Source organism: Streptomyces spinoverrucosus, from assembly GCF_006539505.1.
Lineage (GTDB): Bacteria > Actinomycetota > Actinomycetes > Streptomycetales > Streptomycetaceae > Streptomyces > Streptomyces spinoverrucosus.
Map to the genome: position 1 here is coordinate 1 of NZ_BJND01000073.1, position 24,516 is coordinate 24,516.

A 24,516-nucleotide genomic window follows, 5' to 3' on the forward strand; every position below is an offset into this window, starting at 1 on the left:
ACCCTCCACGACTCCGCCACCCGCGGATGCTTACGGCAACGGCGCGAGGTGGGCCGCACAGGTGCGCACCCTCGCTCGCCCCGGCAGCCGTCGGCGTGGTTGGCGGCCGTAGCCGCGCCCTTGAGACAGGCCAGGCTGGGGATCGCTGAGCGCGACCGGACCGTCGAGCGGGTGCGCGCCGAACTCGCGCGGGCGCGGAGGAGGGTGCCCGGCAGCGGGCCCGCGCCGAAACTCGCAGGCGTGCCCCCGCCGCCCCAAAGCCCCGCGCTGATCTCAGGCGTCCGCGTACTTCGCGTCCGCTGCTGGGTCCAGGGCCAGGCGGTAGCCGCGTTTGACGACCGTCTGGATCAGCTTCGGTGCTCCCAGGGCCGTCCGCAGGCGGGCCATCGCTGTTTCCACCGCGTGTTCGTCGCGGCCGGCGCCGGGGAGGGCGCGGAGGAGTTCGGAGCGGGGGACCACCCAACCCGGGCGGCGGGACAGGGCGCGCAGGAGGGACATGCCTGCGGGCGGTACGGGTTTGAGTTCGCCGTCCACCAGGACCGCGTGGCCGCGGATCTCCACCTGGTGCCCGGCGAGGGGCAACGAGCGGGCCCGGGCGGGCAGTTCCTGGCAGAGGAGCTGGACGAGAGGGCCGAGCCGGAAGCGTTCGGGCTGGACGGTGTCGATGCCGAGGGCCTGCAACGGCAGCGCGGTGACCGGGCCGACGCAGGCCGGCAGCACGTCGTGGTTGAGGGCGGCGAGCAGCTCCGCCAGCAGCCCCCGCTCCTCGGCCCGGGACAGCAGCGACGCGGCGGCGGGCGCGCTGGTGAAGGTGAGCGCGTCGACGCCGCGCGAGACGGTGGCGTCCAGCAGCCGGTCGACGGGCGAGAGATCCTCCGGCGGCATCCACCGGTAGACGGGCACGCCGACGACCTCGGCCCCGCCCGCCTTGAGCGACTCCACGAACCCGGGCAGCGGCTCACCGTGCAGCTGTACGGCGATGCGCCGCCCGTCGACGCCCTCCTCCAGCAGCCGGTCCAGCACCTCGGCCATGGATTCGGAGGACGGCGACCAGTCCTCGGTCAGCCCCGCGGCCCGGATCGCGCCCTTCACCTTCGGCCCACGGGCGAGCAGCTCCACATCCCGCAGTCTGTCGAGCAGCGCCTCCCCGAACCCCCACCCGTCGGCGGCCTCGACCCACCCCCGGAAACCGATCGCGGTCGTCGCCACAACCACGTCCGGCACCCGGTCGAGCAGCTCCTTGGTGGCGGCCAGCAGCTCACTGTCGTCGGCGAGCGGCACGATCCGCAGGGCGGGCGCGTGCAGTACGGCAGCACCACGCCGCTGGAGCAGCGCCCCGAGTTCATCGGCCCGGCGCGCGGCCGTCACGCCCACGGTGAACCCGGCCAGGGGCCCGTGCTCCGCCCCTTGCGCTGCTTGTTCCGGCCGTCGCTGTTGCTCGTACATAGCTAACTCTCGTCCCGCACTCGAGTCGTGTGCACCTACATGCGACCGAGCCTGTCAACGGCGCGTGACAGGCTCGGTTCGGCTTGATGTCGTCGGTGTTACGTCACACCTCGGCGTAGCTGAGCTGCGGCTTCGCCTCGGCGGTGGCCTGGGTGGCCGGAACCTGGCCGGCCGGGCGGCGAAGGTATACGGCCCAGGTGACCGCGAAGCAGAGGCCGTAGAAGGCGAGGAAGGCGACGAACGCGCCGGTGCCGGAGCCCACGCTCAGGAACGACTGCCGGAAGGCCAGGTTGATCCCGAGCCCGCCGAGCGCGCCCACCGCGCCGATCAGCCCCATGGACGCCCCGGACAGCCGCCGTCCGTAGGCCGCGGCCGCCTCCCCTTCGAGGCCCATGGCCAGGGCCTTGTTCTGGAAGATGCCGGGGATCATCTTGTACGTCGACCCGTTGCCGACGCCGCTCAGCACGAACAGCGCGATGAAGGCGACCGTGAACAGCGGCAGCGACTCCTGCATGCTCGCCAGGATGATCACGCCGGTGGCGGCGGCCATGGCGACGTAGTTCCACAGCGTGATCTTCGCACCGCCGTACTTGTCGGCGAGCGCGCCGCCCACCGGCCGGATCAGCGAGCCCAGCAGCGGGCCGATGAAGGTGACGTACGCGGCCTGCAGCGGCGTACGCCCGAACTGGGTCTGGAGCACCAGGCCGAAGGCGAAGCTGTAGCCGATGAACGAGCCGAAGGTGCCGATGTAGAGGAAGGACATGATCCATGTGTGGCCGGCCCGCACGGCCTCCTTGGCGGCGCCGGAGTCGTTCTTGAGGGACGCGATGTTGTCCATGTACATCGCGGCGAGCACCGCGGCGACGACGATCAGCGGGATGTAGATCCCGAGCAGCACCCGCGGCCCACCGCTCGCACCGATCACGGCCAGCCCGACGAGCTGCATCACCGGCACGCCGATGTTGCCGCCGCCCGCGTTCAGGCCGAGCGCCCAGCCCTTCTTCCGCAGCGGGTAGAAGGCGTTGATGTTGGTCATGGAGGAGGCGAAGTTGCCGCCGCCGATACCGGTGAGCATCGCGCAGATCAGGAAGGTGGTGTACGAGGTCCCCGGCTCCATGACGACGAAGGCGGCGATGCTGGGGACGAGGAGCAGGCTCGCCGAGATGATCGTCCAGTTCCGTCCGCCGAAGATTGCGACGGCGAAGGTGTAGGGGACGCGGACGATCGCGCCGACCAGCGTGGCCATCGACACCAGGACGAACTTGTCGGCCGGGGTGAGGCCGTACTCCGGGCCCATGAACAGCACCATGACCGACCACAGGGTCCAGATGGAGAAACCGATGTGCTCGGAGAGCACCGAGAAGATCAGGTTGCGGCGGGCGACCTTCTCCCCGGTCTCCTTCCAGAAGGTCTCGTTCTCGGGATCCCAGTGCTCGATCCAGCGGCCTCCCCTGCTGCTGGATGCGGGGGCTGTACTCGGGGCTGTCATGACGCCTCCACGGTGCTCCGGGCTCAGTCGTGCTGCTCTTCAGTGGCTGAGTCCCGAAGGTAGGGAGGGCGCGTTTCCGGTCTGTGGCGGTGGGTGACCGGAAGGGAACTTTGCTCTCACCCCGGGTGGGGGCGGGCTGAGAGGTCGGGCTCGCCGTACGGCCCGCTCGCGAACGGGTGCCCCGGCGTCCGCGCACCCGGCGGCAGATACCGCAGCCGCCCCTTCTCGTCCGTCACCGGCGTGAACCCGGCGGCCTGGAGGCGGGCGGCATACCTGGCGTTGCGCCGGCGGCCCAAGGTGAAGGCGACGGCGAGCAGACTCAGGCACGAGCCCCACATGATCCCGGCGACCAGGAAGCGGCTGTCACCGCCGATCCTCAGCCCGACCAGCAGGCTGCCGACGGTGACGGCGAGCGCCGCGTACACCAGCCGCTGCTTCTCGGAGTGCCGGCCAGTGAGGTCGAAGTTGATCCGGGCCTTGAGCAGCTCAAGGGCGTTGGGGACGACGGGCGGCAGGGAGACGCCGTCAGCGGCGTTCGGATACTGCGCCCAGTTCTGTGCGGCCCGCGTCCGTGCGACGGGGCTGGGGTCGGGCATGATCAGCATCACCATCGCGTTGTTCCGCGACCCGGCCTGCCGTACGTCGACGTACTCGTACCCGAACTGCTGGGCGAAGAAGGCGAGCCGCGCGAGCTTCTTCACGGACATCGTGCTCGTGACCTCGACGGGCCCCCCGCTCGCCATCAGCCCCAGCATCTTCCGCACCTGGCGCTTACTCACCGGAATCCCCCGATCACTCTGATTCACCTGCGCAACCGGGGCAGTCTGCCACCCTCAGTCGCCGCACGCGAGCCTGTCCGCCTCCGGCATCCATCCCCCGTCCGGCACCCGCGACCACCCCTCCTCCCGCCCGACCTCCCCCGCCGCCCGCCGCAGCACATCCAGCGCCGGATGCTCCGCCCCCTTCCGCCACACCAGCGACACCGGCGACAACGGCACGGGGCCCACCAGCCGTCGCCGTACCGACCCGGGCATGGCCGGGAAGTCCACCACGGCGAGGACCGGACACCGCGTCCTGGCCATCACGCGCTGGAACTCCTCGTCCCCCACCGCCAGCGGCGAGGGCGCCGCGATCTCGATCCCGCGCCCGTCGAACAGCCGCCGGGCGAGATCGGTCCACTCCGGTGTCCGCGGATTCCCGGCCCCCGCGTACACCGTCTCCCCCGCCAGCGCGGCCAGCGGCACCTCCTCCAGTGACGCCAGCCGATGGTCCTCCGGCAGCACGATCGCCATCGGCTCGTATCGGACGAGCTGGTGCGCCAACTGCCGCCGCAGCGCCGGATCCAGTCCCGCGAACCGCCCGAACGACGCGTCGATCCGCCCCGCCAGAAGCTCCCCGGCCGCTCCGGTCAGACCGCTCTCGTAGCGGGCCATCAGCTCGTACTCGGGGGCGAGCGCACGGGCGCGGTGCAGCACCCGGCGGGGAGTGCCGAGGCCGGGGGAGTTCAGGTCGACGAGCAGGGGCCTGACCTGCCCGAAGGCCGCGAGCAGTTCCTCTTGCGCCGCGAGCATCCGGCGGGCGTACGGCACCAGCCGCTCCCCGTCCGCGGTCAGCGTCACCTGCCGGGTCGTCCGGACGAACAGCTCGGTGCCCAACTCCCGCTCCAGCCGCCGTACATCCCTGCTCAGCGCCTGCTGGGCGACGTACAGCCGGGTCGCGGCGCGGGTGAAGTGCAGTTCCTCGGCGACCGTGACGAAGGCGCGCAGGAGGCGGGGGTCGAGGTGGTGGGCGGGAGCGGGCATGGTGGGAACTTACAACGGGAGTGCGTGAATCGGCACCGAGTAGGTGTTGGACCCCTTGATCGGCCACGGGCGACGGTTGCCGCATGCCGCAATCCGCCACTGGGCTCCAACCCAACCCGTACCGCCGCCTGTTCACCCATCCCGGCACCCGGGCCTTCACACTCGGAAACCTCATCGCCCGCCTGCCCATGGGCATGTTCAGCGTGAGCGCGGTCGTGATGATCGCCGGTTCCCGCGGCTCGTACGCCCTCGCCGGTGCCGTCACCGCGACCGGCCTCGCCGCGACCGCGCTGATCGCCCCCTGGGTCGCCCGGCTCATCGACCGCCACGGCCAGGCCCGCGTCGCCGTCCCCGCCACGCTGTGCGCCGCGCTGGGCGGCCTGGCCCTCATCCTCTGCCTGCACTACGACGCCCCGGACTGGACCCTCTTCGCCGCCTACGCCGCCACCGCCACCACCCCCAACATCGGCGGCATGTCCCGCGCCCGCTGGGCCCACCTCCTCAAGGGCGACCCCGACGCCCTGCACACCGCCAACTCCTTCGAGCAGGCCGCCGACGAGCTGTGCTTCATGCTGGGCCCGGTGCTCGCGGCCTTCCTCTGCGGGACGTTCTTCCCGGAGGCGGGCACGCTGGTCGGGGGCGTGCTGCTGCTCACCGGCATGCTCCTGTTCACCGCCCAGCGCGTCACGGAACCGCCCGTCGCGCCGCGCACGAAGGCCCGCTCGCCGCTGCGCTCCCCCGGCATGCCGTCACTGCTCGCCGCCTTCCTGGCCACCGGCGCGGTGTTCGGCGCGATGGAGGTGGTGACGATCGCGTTCGCGGACGCACAGGGTCACCGCACGGCGGCGGGCGTGCTGCTCGGCCTCCAGGCGGCGGGCTCCTGCGCGGCCGGTCTGCTCTTCGGCACGCTGAAACTCACGACACCGGCTGCCCACCGCCTTCCCTGGTGCATAGCCGCCATGGCCGCCCTGCTGACCCTCCCGCTCCTCGCCGCCACCGCCACCTCCTCCCTTTTCGCCCTCGCCCCCGCCCTCCTCCTCGCCGGTATGGCGACCGCCCCGACGATGGTCACCGGCATGGCGCTCATCCAGCACCGCACCCCCGCCGACCGCCTCAACGAGGGCATGACCCTCGCCGTGACCGCCCTCCTCGGCGGTATCGCGGGCGGCAGCGCACTCGGCGGCTGGACGGTGGAGCATGGGTCGGTGACGGCGGGATACGGGGTGCCGGTCGCGGCAGCGGGGGCGGCGCTGCTGATCGCCGTCGGGCGCGTACGGGCTGTCGAACCGCTTCCCTAAAGGCTGACCGAACGATTGACGCCCTCACCGGGCGCCCCTATCTTCAGCCGTCGAAGCGCTTCGACGTCCCGCATCGAACCAGGTTCGACAACCGCCAACCTGTCGAGTAAGGGGTCCGGGCTTGAAGTTCACCGACGGCTACTGGCTGCTCCGCGAGGGCGTCACCGCGGCGCACCCGGTCCAGGTCCTCGACGTCACCGCCACCGACGGCACGCTGGAGATCCACGCGCCGACCCAGCCCGTCCGCCACCGCGGCGACCTGCTGAAGGGACCGGTCGTGACCATCACCGCGCACGCTCCGATGCCGGGCGTCATCGGCGTCACGCTCACACACTTCGAGGGCGAGCAGCCGCGCGGCCCCGAGTTCGAGGTGACGAGGGAGTCCTTCACGCCGCAGGTGTCGTACGACGACGACCACGCGATCCTCACCTCCGGCGAGCTGTCCGTCCGCATCGCCCGCACCGGCCCCTGGCACGTCGACTTCCTCGCCCACGGCCGCACCCTCACCACCAGCGGCCCCAAGGGCATCGGCATCATGCGGGACGCCAGCGGCGCCCACTATCTGCGCGAACAGCTCGGCCTCGGCGTCGGCACCCACGTCTACGGCCTCGGCGAACGCTTCGGTCCCCTGGTCAAGAACGGCCAGGTCGTCGACATCTGGAACGCCGACGGCGGCACGGCGACGGAGCAGGCCTACAAGAACGTCCCCTTCTTTCTGACGGACGCGGGCTACGGCGTCTTCGTCGACCATCCGGGCAAGGTGTCCTTCGAGGTCGGCTCGGAGGCCGTGTCGCGGGTGCAGTTCAGCGTGGCGGCGCAGCAGTTGACGTACTACGTCATCCACGGCTCCACCCCCAAGGACATCCTCCGCAAGTACACCGCCCTCACCGGCCGCCCGGCCCTTCCGCCCGCCTGGTCGTTCGGCCTGTGGCTGTCGACGTCGTTCACCACCTCCTACGACGAGGACACGGTCACCTCGTTCATCGAGGGCATGCGGGAGCGTGAGATCCCGCTGTCCGTCTTCCACTTCGACTGTTTCTGGATGCGCGAGTTCCACTGGTGCGACTTCCAGTGGGACCCGAGGGTCTTCCCGGACCCGGAGGGGATGCTGAAGCGCCTTCAGGAGAGAGGCCTGCGGGTCTGCGTCTGGATCAACCCGTACATCGCCCAGCGCTCCCCGCTGTTCGCGGAGGGCAAGGCGCTCGGGCATCTGCTGCGGCGGCCGGACGGGAGCGTGTGGCAGTGGGACCTGTGGCAGCCCGGCATGGCCCTGGTCGACTTCACCAGCCCGGCGGCCCGCGAGTGGTACGCCTCCAAGCTGCGGGCACTGCTCGCACAGGGCGTGGACTGCTTCAAGACCGACTTCGGCGAACGGGTCCCGGTGGACGTGACCTGGTCCGACGGCTCCGACCCGGAGCGGATGCACAACTACTACACGTACCTGTACAACCGCACCGTCTTCGACGTGCTGCGCGAGCACCGCGGCGAGGAGGAGGCCGTCGTCTTCGCCCGGTCGGCGACCACGGGCAGCCAGCAGTTCCCCGTGCACTGGGGCGGGGACTGCGAGTCGACGTACGAGGCGATGGCGGAGTCGCTGCGGGGCGGGCTGTCGCTGGGGATGTCCGGGTTCGGCTACTGGAGCCATGACATCGGCGGCTTCGAGGGCACCCCGACACCGGCCCTGTTCAAGCGGTGGCTGGCCTTCGGTCTGCTGTCCTCGCACAGCAGGCTGCACGGCAGCGCCTCCTACCGGGTGCCGTGGCTGTTCGACGAGGAGTCGGTGGACGTGGCCCGGCACTTCACCCGGCTGAAGCTCCGCCTCATGCCCTATCTCTACGAGGCCGCCCGCGCCGCCCACACCGAGGGGGTGCCGGTGATGCGGGCGATGGTGCTGGAGTTCCCGGAGGATCCGGGGTGCGCGTTCCTGGACCGGCAGTACATGCTCGGGCCGGATCTGCTGGTGGCGCCAGTGTTCAGCGACGAGGGGGACGTGACGTACTACGTGCCCGAGGGGACGTGGACGCACTTTCTGAGCGGGGAGACGGTGACCGGGCCGCGGTGGGTGCGGGAGCGGCACGGTTTCCTGAGCGTGCCGCTGCTGGTGCGGCCGGGGGCGGTGATCCCGGTGGGCGCGGTGGACGACCGGCCCGACTATCCGCACGCCGACGGGGTGACCTTGCGGGCGTACGGGCTGCGGCGGGGTGCGCAGGTGACGGTGCCCGTCGGTGACGTGGCCTTCACCGTCGTACGGGAGGGGGACGTGCTCCGGGCCTCTTGCAGCGATCCGTCGGCGCCGTGGGCGCTGGCCGCCGGGGAGCGGGTGGCGCGGGCGACGGCGGGCACCGGATTTCTCTCCCTGGAGCTGGACTGATGGTCAAGATCACGGACGTGGCCCGGCACGCGGGCGTCTCCCCCAGCACGGTGTCCTACGCGATCAGCGGCAAACGCCCGATCTCGGATGAGACCCGGCGCCGGGTCGAGGCCTCCATCCGCGCCCTCGGCTACCGCCCGCACGCCGGCGCCCGCGCGCTGGCGAGCAGCAAGTCGAACGTCCTGGCGCTGGTGGTGCCGTTACGGGCGGGCATCCATGTCCCGGTGGTGATGCAGTTCGCCGTCTCGGTCGTCACCACGGCACGCCGCCACGACCACGACGTACTCCTGCTCACTCAGGAGGAGGGCGAGGAGGGCCTGCGAAGGGTCGCGGACACGGCGCTGGTGGACGCGCTGATCGTGATGGACGTCCAACTCCACGACCCCCGGCTGCCGTTGCTGCGCTCCCTGGACCGCCCGTCGGTGATGATCGGCTTCCCGGCCGCGCCGTCCGGGCTGACCTGCATCGACCTGGACTTCAAGGCGGCGGGTGAAGCCTGCGTGGAGCATCTGGCAGGGCTGGGGCACCGCGTGGTGGCGCTGGTCGGCTCGCCGCCTGAGGTGTACGTGCGGCAGACGGCGTTCGCCCAGCGGGTGGTGCAGGGTTTCACGGCGGCGGCCGACCGGCACCGGCTGTCGTCGGCGGTGCGTCCGTGCGAGGCGTCACCGGCGGCGGCCCGCGCGGTCGCCGAGCAACTGCTGAGCGAGCAACCGGCCTTGACGGGGGTCGTCGTCCACAACGAGGCGATCCTGGAGCCACTGACCGACGCCTTCGAGCAGTTGGGCCTGCGCGTGCCGGGCGACCTGTCCATCACCGCGATCTGCCCCGACGAGCTGGCCGAGTCACTGCGCGTACCGGTCACGTCGATCGCGCTGCCGTCCGCCGAGGTGGGCTCGCGGGCGGTGGAACTGCTGATGCGGAAGCTGGACGGGAAGGGCGTGCCGGAAGCGACGTTGCTGGCGCCGAGGATGACGGAGAGGGGGAGTACGGGGCGGCGGGCGGCTTCGTGAACAGTGGCTGATCGTGGTGCCGGGTGGGGGGCTGGTGTGCTGTACTTGGATGCAGAGGGCGCCGCTTGGGGACCGTGATGCTTTGCTCAGGCGGATGCCCAAGCTCACCAGGAGCGTGTCGGATGTCCCCAGGCCCTGTGGGGATATCCGACTACCTGCTGAGCCACCAGAGCAGCCACCTCCTCGCGTGCTTCGCCGCCCTCTCCGGCAAGAGCCGGATCAGCCGCATGACGAGAGTCAGTTTCTGCTCCTCGTGACGGCACATGCTGGGGCGTCCTCCCTTCGACGTGAGGCGGCCAGTCAGGGTCCCGGGACCGCTCTCGTCGGGCCGGGCCCCGAGGGGACGGGGCCCGGAAATGAAGGGAGGACGCACCCATAGGGTGCGTCACAGGACAAATGCTAGCGGCTCCAACGCGCCTTCCATGCCGCGTACTTCAAGAGGCTCGTCGTTCAGCCCAAACCCCACGCCCGCCCCATCCGGTACGCGGCGCACAGATTCACGTCCAGGAAGTACGCCCCGGCGCTCCCGCACTGCTCGCTCCCGCTCCCCGGATCGACGGGCTGCCCGTGCCCCATCCCGGTGATGCCGTACGTCTCGACCACCGCGCGCCCGCCCGCGTCCCGGAACACCTGGTGCGGGTACCCGGCGACGGAGTCGGTCACGTCGGCCGTCCGGTCGGCGCCGTGCACATCGGTCCACTGCTTCACGAGGTCGGTCATGTTGACGGGCTTGACGGTGTAGTCGGCCGTGCCGTGCAGGACGGTGAGCGTCGGCCAGGGCCCGGCGTACCCCGGCCGCGCGGCGCGCACCCGGTCGCCCCACTGCTTCGGGGTCTGGGTGGCACCGACGTACATGCACACATACGGCGACCCGGCGGCCTGCGCGCACCCGTACGGCAGCCCCGCGACGACGCCGCCCGCGGCGAACTTCTCCGGGTACGCCGCCATCATCACGGCGGTCATCCCACCGCCCGCGGACAGCCCGGTGACGTACACCCGCCCCCGGTCGCCGGAGACGTCGGCGAGCTGCCGGTCGACCATCTGCGCGAGGGACGCGGCCTCGCCCTGGCCGCGGGCGATGTCGCCGGTCTGGAACCAGTTGAAGCAGGACGAGAGGTTGTTGGCGCTCTGCTGCTGCGGCAGCACGACGGAGAAGCCCCAGCGGTCGGCGAGCTGGAGCCAGCCGCTGCCGGTGCCGTACCCGGAGGCGTTCTGGGTACATCCGTGCAGCGCGACGACAACGGGCCGCCCGGCGGGCAGCCCGTCGGGTACGTACCGGAACATCTTCAGGGCGCCGGGATTGGACCCGAACCCGGTGACCTCCTGGAGGGAGGCGGCTGCGGCTCGCCCCGGCGTGAGGACGGCGGCGATCAGGGCGACCAGCAGGGTCGCCAGGACGGCGATACGGGGCTGTGCGGCTCTGGTCTGTGTCATGGGGAGGGACCGTAGAACCGTGAACGACCCCTCGATATGGAGTGGGACCCCATAAACACGACGAGGGCCCGGTGGGCAAAAACCACAACGACGGCCCGGTGGTCGAACCACCGGGCCGTCGTCACATGGAGATCACGAAGATCGTGGAGATGGCGGGAATCGAACCCGCGTCCAACGGTGCGGAACCAGGGCTTCTCCGTGTGCAGTCCGCTGTGCTTTTCTCGGCCCCGGAGATCACGCGGACAAGTCTCCGACGGGCTCAGTCACTGTTTGGTTTCCCTCTTCACCCCGTGACCGGGATCAAGGTTTAGTTCCCTAGCTGATGCCAGGATCCGGGTCGGGAACAGCCCCGGGCTGACACTTCGCAAGTCGCTACTTAGGCAGCGAGGGCGAAGGAATCGCGCTTGGTGTTGGCGATTATTTTTTTCGGCCTGTGGTTTACGAGATCATGGCCGCTTCCTCGACACGCTTCCCCTGCTTCGACAGCCGCTGTCGAAACCGATCATCCCCATGTTGATTTTTCAATGCGCACACCGACCGTGACCGGTGTTGATGCCATCGTACGGGATCAACGCAGCCACATGCCAGCGTATTCCCGGCGACCGCAGGGTTACGCCCGCTGCTTGCGCCGCACCGCCGACATCGCCCGCTCCGCCTCACGGCGGTCCTGCTTCTCGCGGAGCGTCTGCCGCTTGTCGTACTCCTTCTTGCCCCTGGCCAGCGCGATCTCGACCTTGGCCCGGCCGTCCTTGAAGTACAGGGCGAGCGGCACGATGGTGTGACCCGTCTCTCCCGACTTGGACTCCAGCTTGTCGATCTCCCCGCGGTGCAGGAGCAGCTTGCGCTTGCGCCGGGCGCTGTGGTTGGTCCAGGTGCCCTGGCTGTACTCCGGCACGTGCACGTTGTACAGCCACGCCTCGTGCCCGTCCAGCTGGACGAAGCCGTCGACCAGCGAGGCACGGCCCTGGCGCAGCGACTTCACCTCGGTGCCCGTGAGGACCAGACCGGCCTCGTAGGTGTCGAGGATGTGGTAGTCGTGCCGCGCCTTCTTGTTCTGCGCGATCAGCTTGCGCCCTTTTTCCTTAGCCATAGTGCCGACCATTTTCGCACCACGCAGGGGGTGTGCGGGAAGTCGTTTATCGTGCCGGGGCCGCTACTGGCCGAGGCCGCCGAGGATGGTCTCCGCCCGCCGCAGGGCCTGCTCGTCGGCCTCCAGGTCGGGGGTGATGCCGTGGCCGTCGACGCCGCGGCCGGAGGGGGTGCGGTAGTGGCCGACGGTGAGCTCGGCGACGGAGCCGTCGGGCAGCCGGCTGGGCATCTGGACCGAGCCCTTGCCGAAGGTGCGGGAGCCCACGACGACCGCGCGGCCGCGGTCCTGCAGGGCGCCGGTGAGCAGCTCGGCCGCGCTCATCGTGCCGCCGTCGACGAGCGCGACCAGGGGTCTTGCGGTGTCGCCGCCCTGCTCGGCGTGCAGGGCGAGCTGCTCGCCGTCGACGTCGTAGGTGGCGACCAGGCCGCCGTCGAGGAAGGCGGAGGCGGCGGTGACGGCCTCGGTGACCAGGCCTCCGGAGTTGCCGCGCAGGTCGAGGACGATCCCGGAGGTGGCCGGGGCCTGCCGTACGGCATCGCGGACGACCTCGCCGGAGCCCTTGGTGAAGGCGGCGATCCTGATCACGGTGGCGCCGTCGGCGAGGGCGCGCACGGTGACGGAGTCGGTGGACAGGCGGGCCCGGCGCAGGGTCTCGGTCCACGCGCGCGTGCCGCGCTCCAGACCGAGGCGGACGATCGTACCGGCGGCCGCGTCGGTGGCGTCGCCGCGCAGTAAGGAGACCACCTCGGTGACCGGACGCCCGTCGACCTTCTTCCCGTCGACGCTGCGCAGCCCGTCCCCGGCGCGGATCCCGGCCTCGGCGGCGGGCGAACCGGCGGTCACCTTCGTCACCTCGATACGTCCGTCCCGCTCGCGGCGGGCGGACAGGCCGACGCCGGTGTACTCGCCGTCGAGGGCCTCCTGGAACTCCTCGTACTCGCCCTCGGAGTAGACCGCGTCCCAGCGGTTGCCGCTGCGGCTGACGGCGCGCTGCGCGGCCTCGATGGGGGACTTGCCCTCGGCCATGGCCTCGGCGGCGGCGCGGGCGACGTCCTGGTGGCTGCCGACGGGGGCCGCGGCGGGCGTCGTACCGGGCGCGGGCCTGCGCTCGCCCCCCGGCAGCGAGCCGGTCGCGGCACCGGCGACGAGCACGCTCGCGAACACCAATGTCAGGGCGGCCCCGCGGCCGAAACGGCGGGGCTGACAGAACAGGTCACGACCTGACATGCCGGTGAGTCTAGGACAACGCCAAGGGCCGTACGGGCGGTTGACCGTACGGCTCTCTTGGCATGCGTCACACCTTCAGGTACTTGCGCAACGCGAAGAAGGCGGCCAAGGCGGGCATCAGCAGGCTGGTCGCGAGGATGAGCGGCAGCTTCGTCAGAACGGCGTCCCAGCCGATGAAGTTGATCAGATTCAGCTTCTCGGACAACGCCAGTCCGTGATCGATGATGAAGTACCGCGCGATCACCAGGAATCCACAGGCGACCGTCCCGCCGATGAGTCCGGCGACCGCGGCCTCCATGATGAACGGCGCCTGGATGTAGAAGCCCGAGGCGCCGACCAGGCGCATGATGCCGGTCTCACGCCGCCGGCTGAACGCCGAGACGCGCACGGTGTTGACGATCAGCATCAGCGCCACCACCAGCATCAGCGCCATCACCGCGCGCGCGGCCCAGTTCATGCCGTTCAGCAACTCGAAGAGGTTGTCCAGAATGCCCTTTTGGTCCTGCACGGACTGCACGCCGTCCCGCCCGTTGAAGGCGGTCGCGATGACCTGGTACTTCTCCGGGTCCTTCAGCTTGATGCGGTACGACTCCTGCATCTGGTCCGGCGTGAGCGAGCTGGCCAGCGGGGAGTCGCCGAACTGCTCCTTGTAGTGCTTGTACGCCTGGTCCTGGGACTCGTACGTCACCGTGTCGACGACCGACATCTTCTTGAGGTCGGTGAGGATCTGGTCCTTCTGCTCCTCGGTGACCGCGCCCTTGGCGCAGTTGGGGTCGGACTCGGCGTCGCTCTTGTTGCAGAGGAAGATCGAGACGTTGACCTTGTCGTACCAGTAGCCCTTCATGGTGTTCACCTGGTCGCTCATCAGCAGCGAACCGCCGAACAGGGCCAGGGACAGGGCGACGGAGACGATGACCGCGAAGGTCATCGTCAGATTGCGGCGGAGACCGACACCGATCTCCGACAGAACGAACTGGGCGCGCATGGCGTCTGCTTCAAGCCTTTCCGGGGACGTCTGCGAGGGGTCTGCGGTGCTCTCTCAGTGCTGGTAGCCGTAGACGCCGCGGGCCTGGTCGCGGACGAGGCGGCCCTTCTCCAGCTCGATCACGCGCTTGCGCATCTGGTCCACGATGTTCTGGTCGTGGGTGGCCATCACCACGGTCGTGCCCGTCCGGTTGATCCGGTCGAGCAGCTTCATGATGCCGACGGAGGTTTGCGGGTCGAGGTTGCCGGTCGGCTCGTCGGCGATCAGCAGCTTGGGCCGGTTGACGAACGCCCGCGCGATGGCGACGCGCTGCTGCTCACCGCCGGACAGCTCGCCCGGCATGCGGTCCTCCTTGCCGCCGAGCCCGACGAGTTCGAGCACCTGCGGCACGGACTTGCGGATCTCGCCGCGCGACTTGCCGATCACCTCCTGCGCGAACGCGACGTTCTCGCCGACCGTCTTGTTCGGCAGCAGCCGGAAGTCCTGGAACACCGTTCCCAACTGCCGCCGCATGTGCGGCACCTTCCAGTTGGAGAGCCGGGCGAGGTCCTTGCCCAGAACGTGCACCTGCCCGTGGCTGGCCCGCTCCTCGCGGAGGATCAGCCGCAGGAAGGTGGACTTTCCGGAGCCGGAGGACCCCACGAGGAACACGAACTCGCCCTTCTCCACCTCCAGGGAGACATCCCTGAGGGCGGGGCGGGTCTGCTTGGGGTAGACCTTGGAGACGTTGTCGAATCGGATCACGGATGCACCACGGGTCGCCGGGGGTAGATGTGCGTGACCATACGCGAAGCGGGTACGCAAGCGCAGGCACAGGTGGGGATGTGAGCTGCTTGTGCCTTTTTGTGCCGGTGAGGTGCCCCCTTCCGTAGGCGCCCGCGCTCTTTCCGGAGGAACCTGGCACAGTGGTGGGGGAACGTTTGCGTTCCCCCAGGCGTTGTCACAATGAACTGGTACCGGTGCAAGGAGGCGAGCACATGACGTACGACCGGCTGGTGTGCGCGAACTGTGCCGCGCCCGTGACCGAGGGCCGCTGCCCCGTGTGCCGGGCCAACCGCGAGCGGCTTCAGCAGCAGAACCCCCTCGCGGCTCTCAACCCCATGACCCTGATCGCCCTGCTGGTGGTGCTGATCGCGGCGGTCGCGCTCCTCGCGCACCAGACCGCGTAACGACCGCAGAGCTACGCGGAGCAGACCTAACGTCGAAGGGCCCGGAGCGACTGCTCCGGGCCCTTCGACGGTTACGCTCGGCTACCGTCAGGCAGCCGCACCGCCACGGCCGGCCATCATGCGCGGCAGCACACGGAAGGCGACGCCACCGGCGATCATCGTCGCGGCACCGATCAGCAGGAACGTGGTCTGCGTGGCACCCGTCTCGGCGAGCTCGTCGCCGCCGCCCTGGGCGGAGGTGTCGGCCGCCGGGATCTCCGTACCGGTGTCCGTGAGGGACGAGGAGCCCTCGTCCTGCGTGGACGGGCCGGAGCCGCCGTCGGGGTCGGTGTTGTCGCCGCCGCCACCGGTGCCGGGGGCGGTGGTGTCGTCGTCCGAGGACTCGGACGGGTCCGCGGTGGGGTTGTCCGACTCGGTGGGCTCAAGCGTGGGGACGGTCGGGTTGCCCGTGGGGACGGTCGGGTTGCCCGTCGGGATCGTGGGCGGCGTCGTCACGGTCTCCGTCGCAGTCGGCTCCACCGTCGGCGTCGTCTCCGTGGACGTCGGGCTCGGCGAGATGCAGATATTCAGAAGAATGCAGTCGTCGGTCTCGTCGGCGGAAGCCACACCCGCGGCGGTCAGCGAGGCGCCGGCCGCGATCACGGTGCCGGCCGCGATCCGCGCGACACGGATGCGCGTCTTGTTGGTCATGTGCTTGCTACCCCCAGTAGCTGATCGTCATTGAGGCGGCGCTCGGGGCCGTGATCGACGGGAGTAGCTGTGCTGATGCCCCCCGGTTCACATGCGCCCCAGAGATACGCATGCCACGCTTCACCCTTCCCATTTTTCAAAGCAACGTCAAGGCCGTTGCGTACGCGATGTCCAGGTACGGGTTCTTTGCCGGGCGTTGAAGCCTGTGAGTGTGATGTAAAACCCAGACATCCAGGTATGGAAAAGGCAACTGCCGCCGGATGGGCGGCAGTTGCCTTGTCGACAAAACGCTTCTGTTACTTCTCCTGCTGCTTGCGCCAGCGAATTCCGGCCTCCAGGAACCCGTCGATCTCACCGTTGAACACGGCCTCGGGGTTGCCGACTTCGTGCTCGGTGCGCAGGTCCTTGACCATCTGGTACGGGTGCAGCACGTACGAACGCATCTGGTTGCCCCAGGAGTTGCCGCCGTCGCCCTTGAGGGCGTCCATCTTGGCCTGCTCCTCCTGGCGGCGCCGCTCCAGCAACTTGGCCTGGAGGACGTTCATGGCGGTGGCCTTGTTCTGGATCTGCGACCGCTCGTTCTGGCAGGAGACGACGATGCCGGTCGGCAGGTGCGTGATGCGCACCGCGGAGTCGGTGGTGTTCACGCCCTGACCACCCGGCCCGGAGGACCGGTAGACGTCGATACGCAGCTCGGACTCGTCGATCTCGACGTGGTCGGACTGCTCGACGACGGGAAGCACTTCCACACCGGCGAACGAGGTCTGGCGGCGGCCCTGGTTGTCGAAGGGCGAGATGCGCACCAGGCGGTGCGTGCCCTGCTCGACGGAGAGGGTGCCGTAGGCGTACGGCACCTGCACGGCGAAGGTGGTGGACTTGATGCCCGCCTCCTCCGCGTACGACGTCTCGTAGACCTCGGTCTTGTAGCCGTGCCGCTCGGCCCAGCGCAGGTACATCCGCTGGAGCCGCTCGGCGAAGTCAGCGGCGTCGACGCCACCGGCCTCGGCGCGGATGTTCACGAGCGCTTCCCGGGCGTCGTACTCACCGCTGAGAAGCGTCCGCACCTCCATCTCGTCGAGGGCCTTGCGGACGGCGGCCAGCTCGGACTCCGCCTCGGCGCGGGTGTCCGGGTCGTCCTCCTCCTCGGCCATCTCGAACAACACCGCGAGATCGTCGATCCGCCCGCGCAGTGCCTCCGCCTTCCTGACCTCGGCCTGGAGGTGGGAGAGCTTGCTGGTGATCTTCTGCGCCTCGTCCGGGTTGTCCCACAGGGACGGCGCGGCCGCCTGCTCCTCGAGCACGGCGATGTCTGCCCTCATCCTGTCGAGGTCCAGGACGGCCTCGATCGACTCCATGGTCGAGGAGAGGGACTTGAGCTCTTCGGATACATCGACGACTGCCACGCCTCCAGCGTAACGGCTGCGGCAAGCGACCTCGGCCGCGCTGTGGGGTGGGCTGGTGGCTGAGGGGGGTCGGCTCTTGACCGACAGTAAACGGGTGGTGGGTGGGCATAGCCCCCTGCGTCGTCAGGGTGACGCCGGGGCCGTGTTCTTCGTGTCCTGCGGGGAGGCCGCCTCGTCCGACGTGGCCAGCCAGGCGCCAGTGCCCGCGGCCGCGGCGACCGCGACGGCGGCTACCGCCAGGATCAGGCGTCGGCGTCGGGTGGTCGCCCGGTGCCGGGCGGAGCCGGGACGGGGGGCTCCCGCGGCCCTGGGTGCCCGTGCCGTCCCCCGCGCACCGCCCGCCAGCTCGTCCGGCGCCGGGACCCTCATCGACGTATGGGTGTCGCGGTTGGAGTCGGGCTTCGCGCCGGGGACCAGGGGGACCGCGCCCCGGCGTACCCGTACCGGCGTTTCCGGCGGCCCGGCGGGCGGCGTCTGAGACGGCTCTTCCGGCTCCGCGTCCGGCTCGTCCACGTCCAGCGGCGGCATCCCCCGCAGCGCCGGCAGCTGCTCCCGCAGCCGCGACGCCAGCTCGGACGCCCGCAGCCGCGACGCCGGTGCCTTCGCCAGGCACTGCACCAGCAGTTGCCACAGCTCCTCGGGGATGCCGGGGAGGGGTACGACCGTCTCCGTGACGTGGCGGCGCAGGACGGCGCCGGGGTGGCCGCCGCCGAACGGGGTGAAGCCGGCGAGCAGCTCGTAGAGCACCGTCGCGAGCGCGTAGATGTCCACCGCGGCCCGGGGCGGGAGGCCCTCCACGATCTCCGGCGCGAGGTAGTCGGGCGTACCGATGATCTTCGTGGCGCGGGTGCGGCGCGGGGAGTCGATCAGCTTGGCGATGCCGAAGTCCGTCAGCAGCGCGCGGTGCGAGCCGCCGGGTCCGAGCGGGCCCTGCATGTCCAGCAGGACGTTCTCCGGCTTCACGTCCCGGTGCACGACGCCCGCCGCATGCGCCGCCGCGAGCCCCTCCGCGACGTCCGCCGCGATCGCGACCGCCGCCTCGGGCGCCAGCCGCCGCTCCCGGTCCAGCCGGGTGCGCAGGTCGGTGCCCCGGACCAGGTCCATGACGAGGGCGAGGTCGTTGCCGTCCACCACCAGGTCGCGGACGGAGACGACGTTCGGATGTTCGAGCCCGAGCAGGGCCGTGCGCTCCTGCACGAAGCGTCCGACGAGCTCCTGGTCGGATGCGAGATCCTCACGCAGCAGCTTGATGGCGACGGGCCCCTCGGGCCCCTCACCCAGCCACACCGTGCCGGCGCTGCCCCGCCCCAGGATCTGGTTCGCGGTGTACCGGCTGCCGATCTTCCGTGCCAAGACTGCTCCTACAGACGCGTGTTGTCGCTAAAACTACGCGTCCGAAGAGCCCACGTTCACCGCCGAGGCGGAAATCACCCGCCAGGTGTCGACAAATCAACACACCCGCTACTGCAGACCGGCTACGGCGTGGACGTACCCGTGCCCCCGGAACCGCCGGAATCCCCGCCCAGGTCCCCGATCCATCCGGTCACCGTGCCGAACCAGTCCGTGAGCTGTTCCCAGTAGCCCTTGCCCGTGCCGATCCACGACTGCAGCGGGCTCAGCTCCCAGATCAGCCACCCCGCCACGAACAGGATGACGATCGTGAACAGGCACCCCTTCAGACAGCCCAGCCCCGGGATCCGCATCGGATTGGCGCTGCGCTGTCGCGGCTCCCGCGCCGGCCGCTGCGGCTCGGGCGTGGGCGGTGGGGCGTACCGCTGAGGCGGCTGCTGTTGCGGGCGCTGCGGGGCGTACTGCTGCGGCTGTTGCTGCGGCGGATAGCCGTACCCCGGCGGGGGTCCCTGCGGCGGGCCCTGCTGAGGACGCTGCTGGGGCCGCGGCTGCTGCTGCGGGCGGGCGACCTGCCGCTGCGGGCGGCGGCGCAGCGGGTCCTGGCTGGGGTCGAGGTACTGGACCTGCGTCTGTTCGTTGCGGTCGCGCGCGGCGCGCAGCTGGGTCTGCCAGGGGTGCGGCTGCTCGGGCTGCTGCCCCTGCGGCAGCACCTGGGTCGGGTCGGCACCGCCGGGCCCGGTGTTCGGCAGTACGGCGGTGGGGTCGGCGGCACCGACCGGGCCGCCGGTGTGCGGCAGCACGCTGGTCGCCGCGTTCGGGTCGTACCCGGGGGTGCCGTGCGGCAGCACCTGCGTCGGGTCGGCCGCGCCGGGCGTCCCGGGTACGGGGGCGGGGGCCGGGTCGGGTGCGAGGAGCGCGGCGACGCCCTCGGCGGCGGCGATCTGCGCGGAGTTCGCGTGCACGCCGATGCCCTCGGCGACGACCCGCAGCCCGCGCGCGAGGTTCTCGGCGCTGGGCCGTTGGTCGGGGTTCTTGCGCAGACAGCGCTCTATGACCGTCCACAGCGGTTCGGGGACGGTGGAGGGGCGGCGCGGCTCGGCGCTCAGGTGCTGGTGCAGGACCTCCAGGGCGGAGCCCCCGGAGAACGGCGGACGCCCGGTGACCAGCTCGTACAGCAGGATTCCGGCGCCGTAGATGTCGACGGCGGAGGTCTGCGGGCGGCCCTCGGCGGACTCCGGCGCGACGTACGCGGGCGTGCCGACGAATTCCTGGGTGCGGGTGAGGCCGGGTGAGTCGGCGAGGCGGGCGATGCCGAAGTCGGTCAGCAGCGGGTGCATCTGGCCGCCGTACTGCTGGAGCAGGACGTTCGCGGGCTTCAGGTCGCGGTGGACGACGCCGTCGGCGTGGCTGGCGGCCAGCGCGTCGGCGATCTGCGCGGTGAGCAGGGCGGCGGCGACGGGCGTGAAGGGGCCGTTCTCGCGCAGGTAGCGGTGCAGGTCGGGGCCGTCGACGAGGTCCATGACGAGGGCCAGCAGGTCGCCCTCGACGACCAGGTCGCGGACCCGGACGATGTTCGGATGGGTGAGCCGGAGGAGGACGGACCGCTCCCGCAGGAAGCGCATCACGACATCGGGGTCGCTCGCCAGCTCCTCCTTGAGCACCTTGATCGCGACGGTCTCACCGGGCTGACCGGGCACCGCCGCCTCGGCCCCCGCGGTCTCCCGCTGGCGGGCTCGCCAGACGGTGCCTGTGGCGCCGCGTCCCAGCGGCTCCTCAAGGAGGTACTTGCTCCCTACCGGCCGCACGTCATGGCTCCCTGCTGCTTGCTTGCATGGTCCGACCCACTGTAGTGCCGTGGTGCGAGGGACCGCGTTCGAAGGAAAGACGCTCGCCTCGGTCTTCAGGTTGCCGAAAGCGGACGTGACCGATCTCAACCGGTCGCCGATGCCGCCCCGGGCAGGCACTTTTGCGGGCAGAGCCGACCAATCAAGATCACTTGTTCTGGAGCGGCGGGCGCGTTGTCAGTGGCAGGTGCGAGGATGCGTGCAGTACTGGCCGACGTGCTCGTGTGGTGGTGGGGGAAGTCCGCGGTGGGGGACCGCGGGGCGGACTCGGCCCCCTGCCCCGCGGGCGCCCGCGCAGAAGGGACCGCTGACGGCGATGCAGATCCGGCTGACCGTCGTAGACCCGCTGGGCCCGCCTCACGAGGCGCCGGGCCGGGCCGCGAGCCGCGACGTGCTGGTCACGGCGCCCGCCGGCACGGCCCTGTCCGCGGTGGCCTCGGCGCTGGCCGCGGCGATCTCCGGCGACGCCCCGTCCGGGCCCGCCGTGCTGTACGCCGGTGCGGAGCGGCTCGACCCGCAGCGCTGCACCCTGGGCGAGCCGCCGCTGCTCGACGGCGCCGTGCTGTCCGTGGGCGGCCCGGCCGCCCCCGAGCCGCATCCCGAGCTGGACGACGCCCCGGCCCGCCTCGACGTGATCGCCGGGCCCGACGCCGGCGGCGTCCACCTGCTGCACGGCGGCGAGATCCGCGTCGGCCGCTCCGCCGAGGCGGATGTGCCGCTGGACGACCCGGACGTCTCCCGCGTCCACTGCGCGGTGACCCTGAACGCGGACGGCCGTGTCTCGGTCGCCGACCTCGACTCCACGAACGGCACGACACTCGACGGCACGCGCGTGGGGACCCGCCCGACGCGCTTCATGCCGGGGGCGCTGCTGCGGATCGGGGAGTCCACACTGCGGCTGGCGCCGGCCGGGGGGCCGGGGCGGCGGGTGGGGACCGCGCCTGATGGGGAGGGGTGCGTGCGGGTCGGGGCGAGGGACGGGGAGCCGCCTGCGGCCGGGGCTTCGGGTGTACGGGCGGGGGGACGACCGGCCGGTAAGACGGGGCATGCGTACGGGGACTCCGAGGGCTGGGGGGTGCCTGAAGACGCGGCTGCCGATGTCTCTCGTGAAGGAACGGGGCTGACGGGCGCCGCCGCTGCCGACCCGGCGCGTACGGATCACGACGAGCACACGCAAGCGGCGCATACGGGCACCGCGGCCAGGGAGCACTCACCCGTCGAGCCGCCCCTCGTGCCCGAGCAGGGCAGGCCGCCGGGGATCGAGAGCCGAGAGGATCCCCACGCGACGCCGCCCAGTGACGCAACGCACGGTGGACGACTCGGCGTGGGTGCGGCCGACGCCCCCGCGGCCACCCCGAGCCGCCGCAAAGGCACGCCCCTGCGCGGCATCGATGTACCGCAGGGCGTGCGCAAGCGGGGCGGGCTCACGGGGTGGGCACGGCGGCTGGCCGGTGGGCGCGGCGGCGAACAGCAAGCGGTCGGGCATGGGCGGTACGACGAGGAGTCGGCCGGTGGAGCGGGGCTACCGCCCGTCAGCGCCGACGCGCCGGAGACCTGGCCGGATCCGGCCGCGCTGCTGCTGACCGCGCTGGGCCCCGGGCCCCGGCTGTGGGAGCGCGGGCCGGGCCACCCCGAGGCGCTCACCGTACGGCTCGGTACGGCCGACCGGGCCGCACCGGACGGTTCGGGGCTGCTGCCCGCGGTGCCGGTCACCGCCGATCTGCGGGAGGCCGGTGCCCTGGGCCTGGCCGGTCCGCGCCCGCGCCTGGGCGGGCTGGCGCGCGCTGTCGTGGCCCAGCTTGCCGCGCTGCACTCGCCCGACGCCCTGGAAATCATCCTGATCAGCACGGACCGCGCGCGCTCCCTGGAGGAGCGCACCGCCGAGTGGGCCTGGCTCGGCTGGCTCCCGCATCTGCGCCCGGCCCACGGCCAGGACTGCCGCCTCCTTCTCGCCCACGACCGCGAACAGGCCGCGGCCCGCACCGACGAACTCCTCCGCCGCCTGGACGACCACCTCGCGGAGCGGAACAGCTCCGCTGGGAAGGCGGTCGAGGTGCGGGGCGGCGCGGGCGGCACCACCGTGAAGGCCGTCACATCGGCACCGGTGACGTCGGGCCAACGCCACCCCGAGAACACCGAGGCACCGACCCGCACCTCGACCACCCCACCCCGCCGCCCCTCCTGGGCCCGCCCGGACGACGACTCGCCCAGCGACACCGCACACCCCACCCCTTACACCGGCCCCTATGCCGTTCTCCTCGTCGACGGCGACCCCGGCGGCGCCGGTCTCCGTGAGGCCGTCGCGCGGCTGGCGCTGGAAGGCCCGCAGGCCGGGATCCACGTCATCTGCCTCGCCGAGACCGCGCCCGCCTCGCCCGCCTCCCCGGTCACCGAGACCTACGAGGCAGCCTGCGCCGCGGCCCCGGCGTTTCGCGCATGCGGAGCCGTCGCCCTGCTCAGCGGCGACGTGGCGACAGCCCTCCGACTGGTCCGAGTCGCCCGAGCCGGAACCGGCACCGGAACCGGCACGGGATCCCCCGCCCCCGTGGGCCACGGCACAGTAGGCGCCGTGGACGCCGTCTCCCCCGCCTGGGCCGAGCGCTTCGCTCGCGCGCTGGCCCCCCTGCGCACCGACGCGACCGCCACCGGCACCCGGCACGCGCGCGTCAGTGCCCCCCTCCCCCAAGCCGCCCGTCTGCTCGACGAGTTGGGCCTCGCCCGCGCCACCCCCGCCTCGCTCATGGCCCGCTGGGCCGACGCCGCCGACGACACCGACGCACTCGGCGGCCGTGCGCACGCCGTCCTCGGGGCCGGCCCGCGTGGCGCGGTCGCCGTGGACCTCGTCACCGAGGGACCGCATCTGCTGATCGAGGGGCCACCCGGCAGCGGACGGACGGAACTGCTGCGGGCCGTCGTCGCCTCGCTCGCCGCCGCCGAGCGGCCGGACCGGCTGAGCCTGGTGCTGATGGACGGCCGGGACAGCGTGGGCGCGGGCAGCGGGCACGGCGACGGTCTGCACCTGTGCATGGACATCCCGCACGTCACCACGCACCTCCTCGCCAACGACCCGGTCCGCATGCGGGAGTTCGCCCAGTCCCTGACCGCCGAGCTGAAGCGCCGCGCCGAGCTGCTCGGCCGCTCGGACTTCGCCGAGTGGCACACCGGGCGCGCGGTGTCGGGCCGTATGGTCAGCCAGCGCTCGGTGCCCACCGCCGGTGCCGGGACCGGTGCCGGGGACCTGGACACCCCGCCCAGCACCACCCTGCGACTGCGCCCGTCCGCCGGCCGCCGCCCGACGGACGACGTGCCGCCGCTGCCCCGCCTCGTCGTGGTCGTCGACGACCTGGACGCCCTGGTCTCGCCCCCGCTGGGCTCCCCGGGCCGACCCGCGGCCGGGTCCGTGATGCGTGCGCTGGAGGCGGTGGCCCGCGACGGCGAGCGGCTCGGCGTGCACCTGGTGGCCGCCGCCGGTCCAGGCGGTCGTACCGCCGAGACCGAACCCGCCCGACGGGCCACCCTGCGCGTCACCCTCGACGCACCCGCGCCCGGCCCCGACGAACCGGCGCCGGGCCGGGGGCGTCTGGCTCACCCCGACGGCAGGGTCACGCCGTTCCAGGGCGGCCGGGTGACGGGTCGTATCCCGCGCACGGCCACCCTGCGACCGACCGTCGTCCCGCTGGAGTGGCACCGCATGGGCGACCCGCCCGCCCGCCGCCCGGTCCGCGAGCTGGGCAACGGACCCACGGATCTCGCCCTCCTGGCAAGCGCGTTGGAGCGGGCGGCCCGGGAAGTCTCCGCTCCGGAGGTGCCGTCGCTGTTGTAAGGACCCTAGGACCTGTCGGTGCCCCCCTGAACAGTCACGACGCGGTCACGATCACCGTCTTGACACGGTTCGCGCTCTTGCCGAC

Annotated in this window: 19 protein-coding genes and 1 other RNA gene; 6 read left to right on the plus strand and 14 right to left on the minus strand. The window is 71.5% G+C overall.

Going from position 1 to position 24,516, the window contains the following annotated elements; genetic code table 11:
• Positions 1–273: 273 nt before the first annotated feature.
• The 4 genes from SSP24_RS35590 to SSP24_RS35605 form a co-directional block, all read right to left on the minus strand.
• A complete protein-coding gene (locus SSP24_RS35590; protein WP_141314218.1) occupies positions 274–1,446 on the minus strand; it encodes a uroporphyrinogen-III synthase in 1,173 nt (390 codons plus the stop codon).
• A 103-nt stretch (positions 1,447–1,549) separates the two neighbouring features.
• Positions 1,550–2,935, minus strand: coding sequence for a nitrate/nitrite transporter (locus SSP24_RS35595; protein ID WP_141314220.1), 1,386 nt, complete (start codon positions 2,933–2,935; stop codon positions 1,550–1,552).
• Positions 2,936–3,051: 116 nt separating this feature from the next.
• Positions 3,052–3,714, minus strand: coding sequence for a hypothetical protein (locus tag SSP24_RS35600; RefSeq protein ID WP_141314222.1), 663 nt, complete (start codon positions 3,712–3,714; stop codon positions 3,052–3,054).
• Between the two features lie 54 nt (positions 3,715–3,768).
• Complete coding sequence (locus tag SSP24_RS35605) at positions 3,769–4,737, minus strand: LysR family transcriptional regulator (protein WP_141314224.1); 969 nt, start codon at positions 4,735–4,737, stop codon at positions 3,769–3,771.
• 83 nt (positions 4,738–4,820) lie between these two features.
• Between SSP24_RS35605 and SSP24_RS35610 the strand changes: the two genes are divergently transcribed.
• The 4 genes from SSP24_RS35610 (at position 4,821) to SSP24_RS45000 (ending at position 9,673) form a co-directional block, all read left to right on the plus strand.
• Positions 4,821–6,035 (plus strand): MFS transporter, encoded by a 1,215-nt coding sequence (locus SSP24_RS35610; RefSeq protein ID WP_141314226.1) that lies wholly within the window; start codon positions 4,821–4,823, stop codon positions 6,033–6,035.
• A 121-nt stretch (positions 6,036–6,156) separates the two neighbouring features.
• On the plus strand, positions 6,157–8,406 hold the full coding sequence (gene yicI / locus SSP24_RS35615; protein ID WP_141314228.1) for an alpha-xylosidase: 2,250 nt from the start codon (positions 6,157–6,159) through the stop codon (positions 8,404–8,406).
• Positions 8,406–9,416 carry a LacI family DNA-binding transcriptional regulator gene (locus tag SSP24_RS35620; RefSeq protein WP_174864781.1) on the plus strand — a complete coding sequence of 337 codons (1,011 nt, stop codon included), beginning with the start codon at positions 8,406–8,408 and terminating at the stop codon, positions 9,414–9,416. The genes yicI and SSP24_RS35620 overlap by 1 nt, the downstream gene beginning before the upstream one ends.
• Positions 9,417–9,538: 122 nt before the next feature.
• Entirely contained in the window at positions 9,539–9,673 is a 135-nt protein-coding gene (locus SSP24_RS45000; RefSeq protein ID WP_268255088.1) for a hypothetical protein, read from the plus strand.
• A gap of 193 nt (positions 9,674–9,866) precedes the next feature.
• Here SSP24_RS45000 and SSP24_RS35625 read toward each other — a convergent pair whose 3' ends face one another.
• The 6 genes from SSP24_RS35625 to ftsE form a co-directional block, all read right to left on the minus strand.
• On the minus strand, positions 9,867–10,850 hold the full coding sequence (locus SSP24_RS35625; protein WP_141314230.1) for an extracellular catalytic domain type 1 short-chain-length polyhydroxyalkanoate depolymerase: 984 nt from the start codon (positions 10,848–10,850) through the stop codon (positions 9,867–9,869).
• A 141-nt stretch (positions 10,851–10,991) separates the two neighbouring features.
• Positions 10,992–11,360: a transfer-messenger RNA gene (gene ssrA / locus SSP24_RS35630) on the minus strand.
• A gap of 100 nt (positions 11,361–11,460) precedes the next feature.
• Positions 11,461–11,940, minus strand: a complete 480-nt coding sequence (gene smpB, locus SSP24_RS35635) for an SsrA-binding protein SmpB (RefSeq protein WP_141314232.1) — start codon at positions 11,938–11,940, stop codon at positions 11,461–11,463.
• A 63-nt stretch (positions 11,941–12,003) separates the two neighbouring features.
• On the minus strand, positions 12,004–13,167 hold the full coding sequence (locus SSP24_RS35640; RefSeq protein ID WP_167529798.1) for a S41 family peptidase: 1,164 nt from the start codon (positions 13,165–13,167) through the stop codon (positions 12,004–12,006).
• 67 nt (positions 13,168–13,234) lie between these two features.
• On the minus strand, positions 13,235–14,152 hold the full coding sequence (gene ftsX, locus SSP24_RS35645; RefSeq protein ID WP_141314234.1) for a permease-like cell division protein FtsX: 918 nt from the start codon (positions 14,150–14,152) through the stop codon (positions 13,235–13,237).
• Between the two features lie 54 nt (positions 14,153–14,206).
• Complete coding sequence (gene ftsE / locus SSP24_RS35650; protein WP_141314236.1) at positions 14,207–14,896, minus strand: cell division ATP-binding protein FtsE; 690 nt, start codon at positions 14,894–14,896, stop codon at positions 14,207–14,209.
• A 233-nt stretch (positions 14,897–15,129) separates the two neighbouring features.
• Here ftsE and SSP24_RS35655 point away from each other — a divergent pair, with 233 nt between their 5' ends.
• Positions 15,130–15,321 (plus strand): hypothetical protein, encoded by a 192-nt coding sequence (locus SSP24_RS35655; RefSeq protein ID WP_141314238.1) that lies wholly within the window; start codon positions 15,130–15,132, stop codon positions 15,319–15,321.
• An 87-nt stretch (positions 15,322–15,408) separates the two neighbouring features.
• On the opposite strand, the gene SSP24_RS35660 is transcribed toward SSP24_RS35655, so the two are convergent.
• From SSP24_RS35660 to SSP24_RS35675, 4 genes are all read right to left on the minus strand, one after another.
• Positions 15,409–16,011: an LPXTG cell wall anchor domain-containing protein gene (locus SSP24_RS35660; protein WP_141314240.1), complete on the minus strand. Its 603-nt coding sequence runs from the start codon at positions 16,009–16,011 to the stop codon at positions 15,409–15,411.
• A 296-nt stretch (positions 16,012–16,307) separates the two neighbouring features.
• Complete coding sequence (gene prfB, locus SSP24_RS35665; protein ID WP_141314241.1) at positions 16,308–17,414, minus strand: peptide chain release factor 2; 1,107 nt, start codon at positions 17,412–17,414, stop codon at positions 16,308–16,310.
• Positions 17,415–17,537: 123 nt separating this feature from the next.
• Entirely contained in the window at positions 17,538–18,767 is a 1,230-nt protein-coding gene (locus SSP24_RS35670) for a serine/threonine-protein kinase (RefSeq protein WP_141314243.1), read from the minus strand.
• A 122-nt stretch (positions 18,768–18,889) separates the two neighbouring features.
• Positions 18,890–20,569, minus strand: a complete 1,680-nt coding sequence (locus SSP24_RS35675; protein WP_141314245.1) for a serine/threonine-protein kinase — start codon at positions 20,567–20,569, stop codon at positions 18,890–18,892.
• A 355-nt stretch (positions 20,570–20,924) separates the two neighbouring features.
• On the opposite strand from SSP24_RS35675, the gene SSP24_RS35680 reads away from it, so the two are divergent.
• Positions 20,925–24,431, plus strand: a complete 3,507-nt coding sequence (locus tag SSP24_RS35680) for an FHA domain-containing protein (protein ID WP_141314247.1) — start codon at positions 20,925–20,927, stop codon at positions 24,429–24,431.
• Positions 24,432–24,516: the final 85 nt, after the last annotated feature.

Excerpts from the sequence above, each read along its gene's own strand:
- SSP24_RS35620 (WP_174864781.1), top strand. The coding sequence starts at position 8,406 with ATGGTCAAGATCACGGACGTGGCCCGGCACGCGGGCGTCTCCCCCAGC.
- smpB (WP_141314232.1), bottom strand. The coding sequence starts at position 11,940 with ATGGCTAAGGAAAAAGGGCGCAAGCTGATCGCGCAGAACAAGAAGGCG.
- SSP24_RS35640 (WP_167529798.1), bottom strand. The coding sequence starts at position 13,167 with ATGTCAGGTCGTGACCTGTTCTGTCAGCCCCGCCGTTTCGGCCGCGGG.
- SSP24_RS35680 (WP_141314247.1), top strand. The coding sequence starts at position 20,925 with ATGCAGATCCGGCTGACCGTCGTAGACCCGCTGGGCCCGCCTCACGAG.
- SSP24_RS35625 (WP_141314230.1), bottom strand. The coding sequence starts at position 10,850 with ATGACACAGACCAGAGCCGCACAGCCCCGTATCGCCGTCCTGGCGACC.
- SSP24_RS35605 (WP_141314224.1), bottom strand. The coding sequence starts at position 4,737 with ATGCCCGCTCCCGCCCACCACCTCGACCCCCGCCTCCTGCGCGCCTTC.
- SSP24_RS35595 (WP_141314220.1), bottom strand. The coding sequence starts at position 2,935 with ATGACAGCCCCGAGTACAGCCCCCGCATCCAGCAGCAGGGGAGGCCGC.
- ftsX (WP_141314234.1), bottom strand. The coding sequence starts at position 14,152 with ATGCGCGCCCAGTTCGTTCTGTCGGAGATCGGTGTCGGTCTCCGCCGC.
- SSP24_RS35590 (WP_141314218.1), bottom strand. The coding sequence starts at position 1,446 with ATGTACGAGCAACAGCGACGGCCGGAACAAGCAGCGCAAGGGGCGGAG.
- SSP24_RS45000 (WP_268255088.1), top strand. The coding sequence starts at position 9,539 with ATGTCCCCAGGCCCTGTGGGGATATCCGACTACCTGCTGAGCCACCAG.
- SSP24_RS35660 (WP_141314240.1), bottom strand. The coding sequence starts at position 16,011 with ATGACCAACAAGACGCGCATCCGTGTCGCGCGGATCGCGGCCGGCACC.
- SSP24_RS35655 (WP_141314238.1), top strand. The coding sequence starts at position 15,130 with ATGACGTACGACCGGCTGGTGTGCGCGAACTGTGCCGCGCCCGTGACC.
- SSP24_RS35610 (WP_141314226.1), top strand. The coding sequence starts at position 4,821 with ATGCCGCAATCCGCCACTGGGCTCCAACCCAACCCGTACCGCCGCCTG.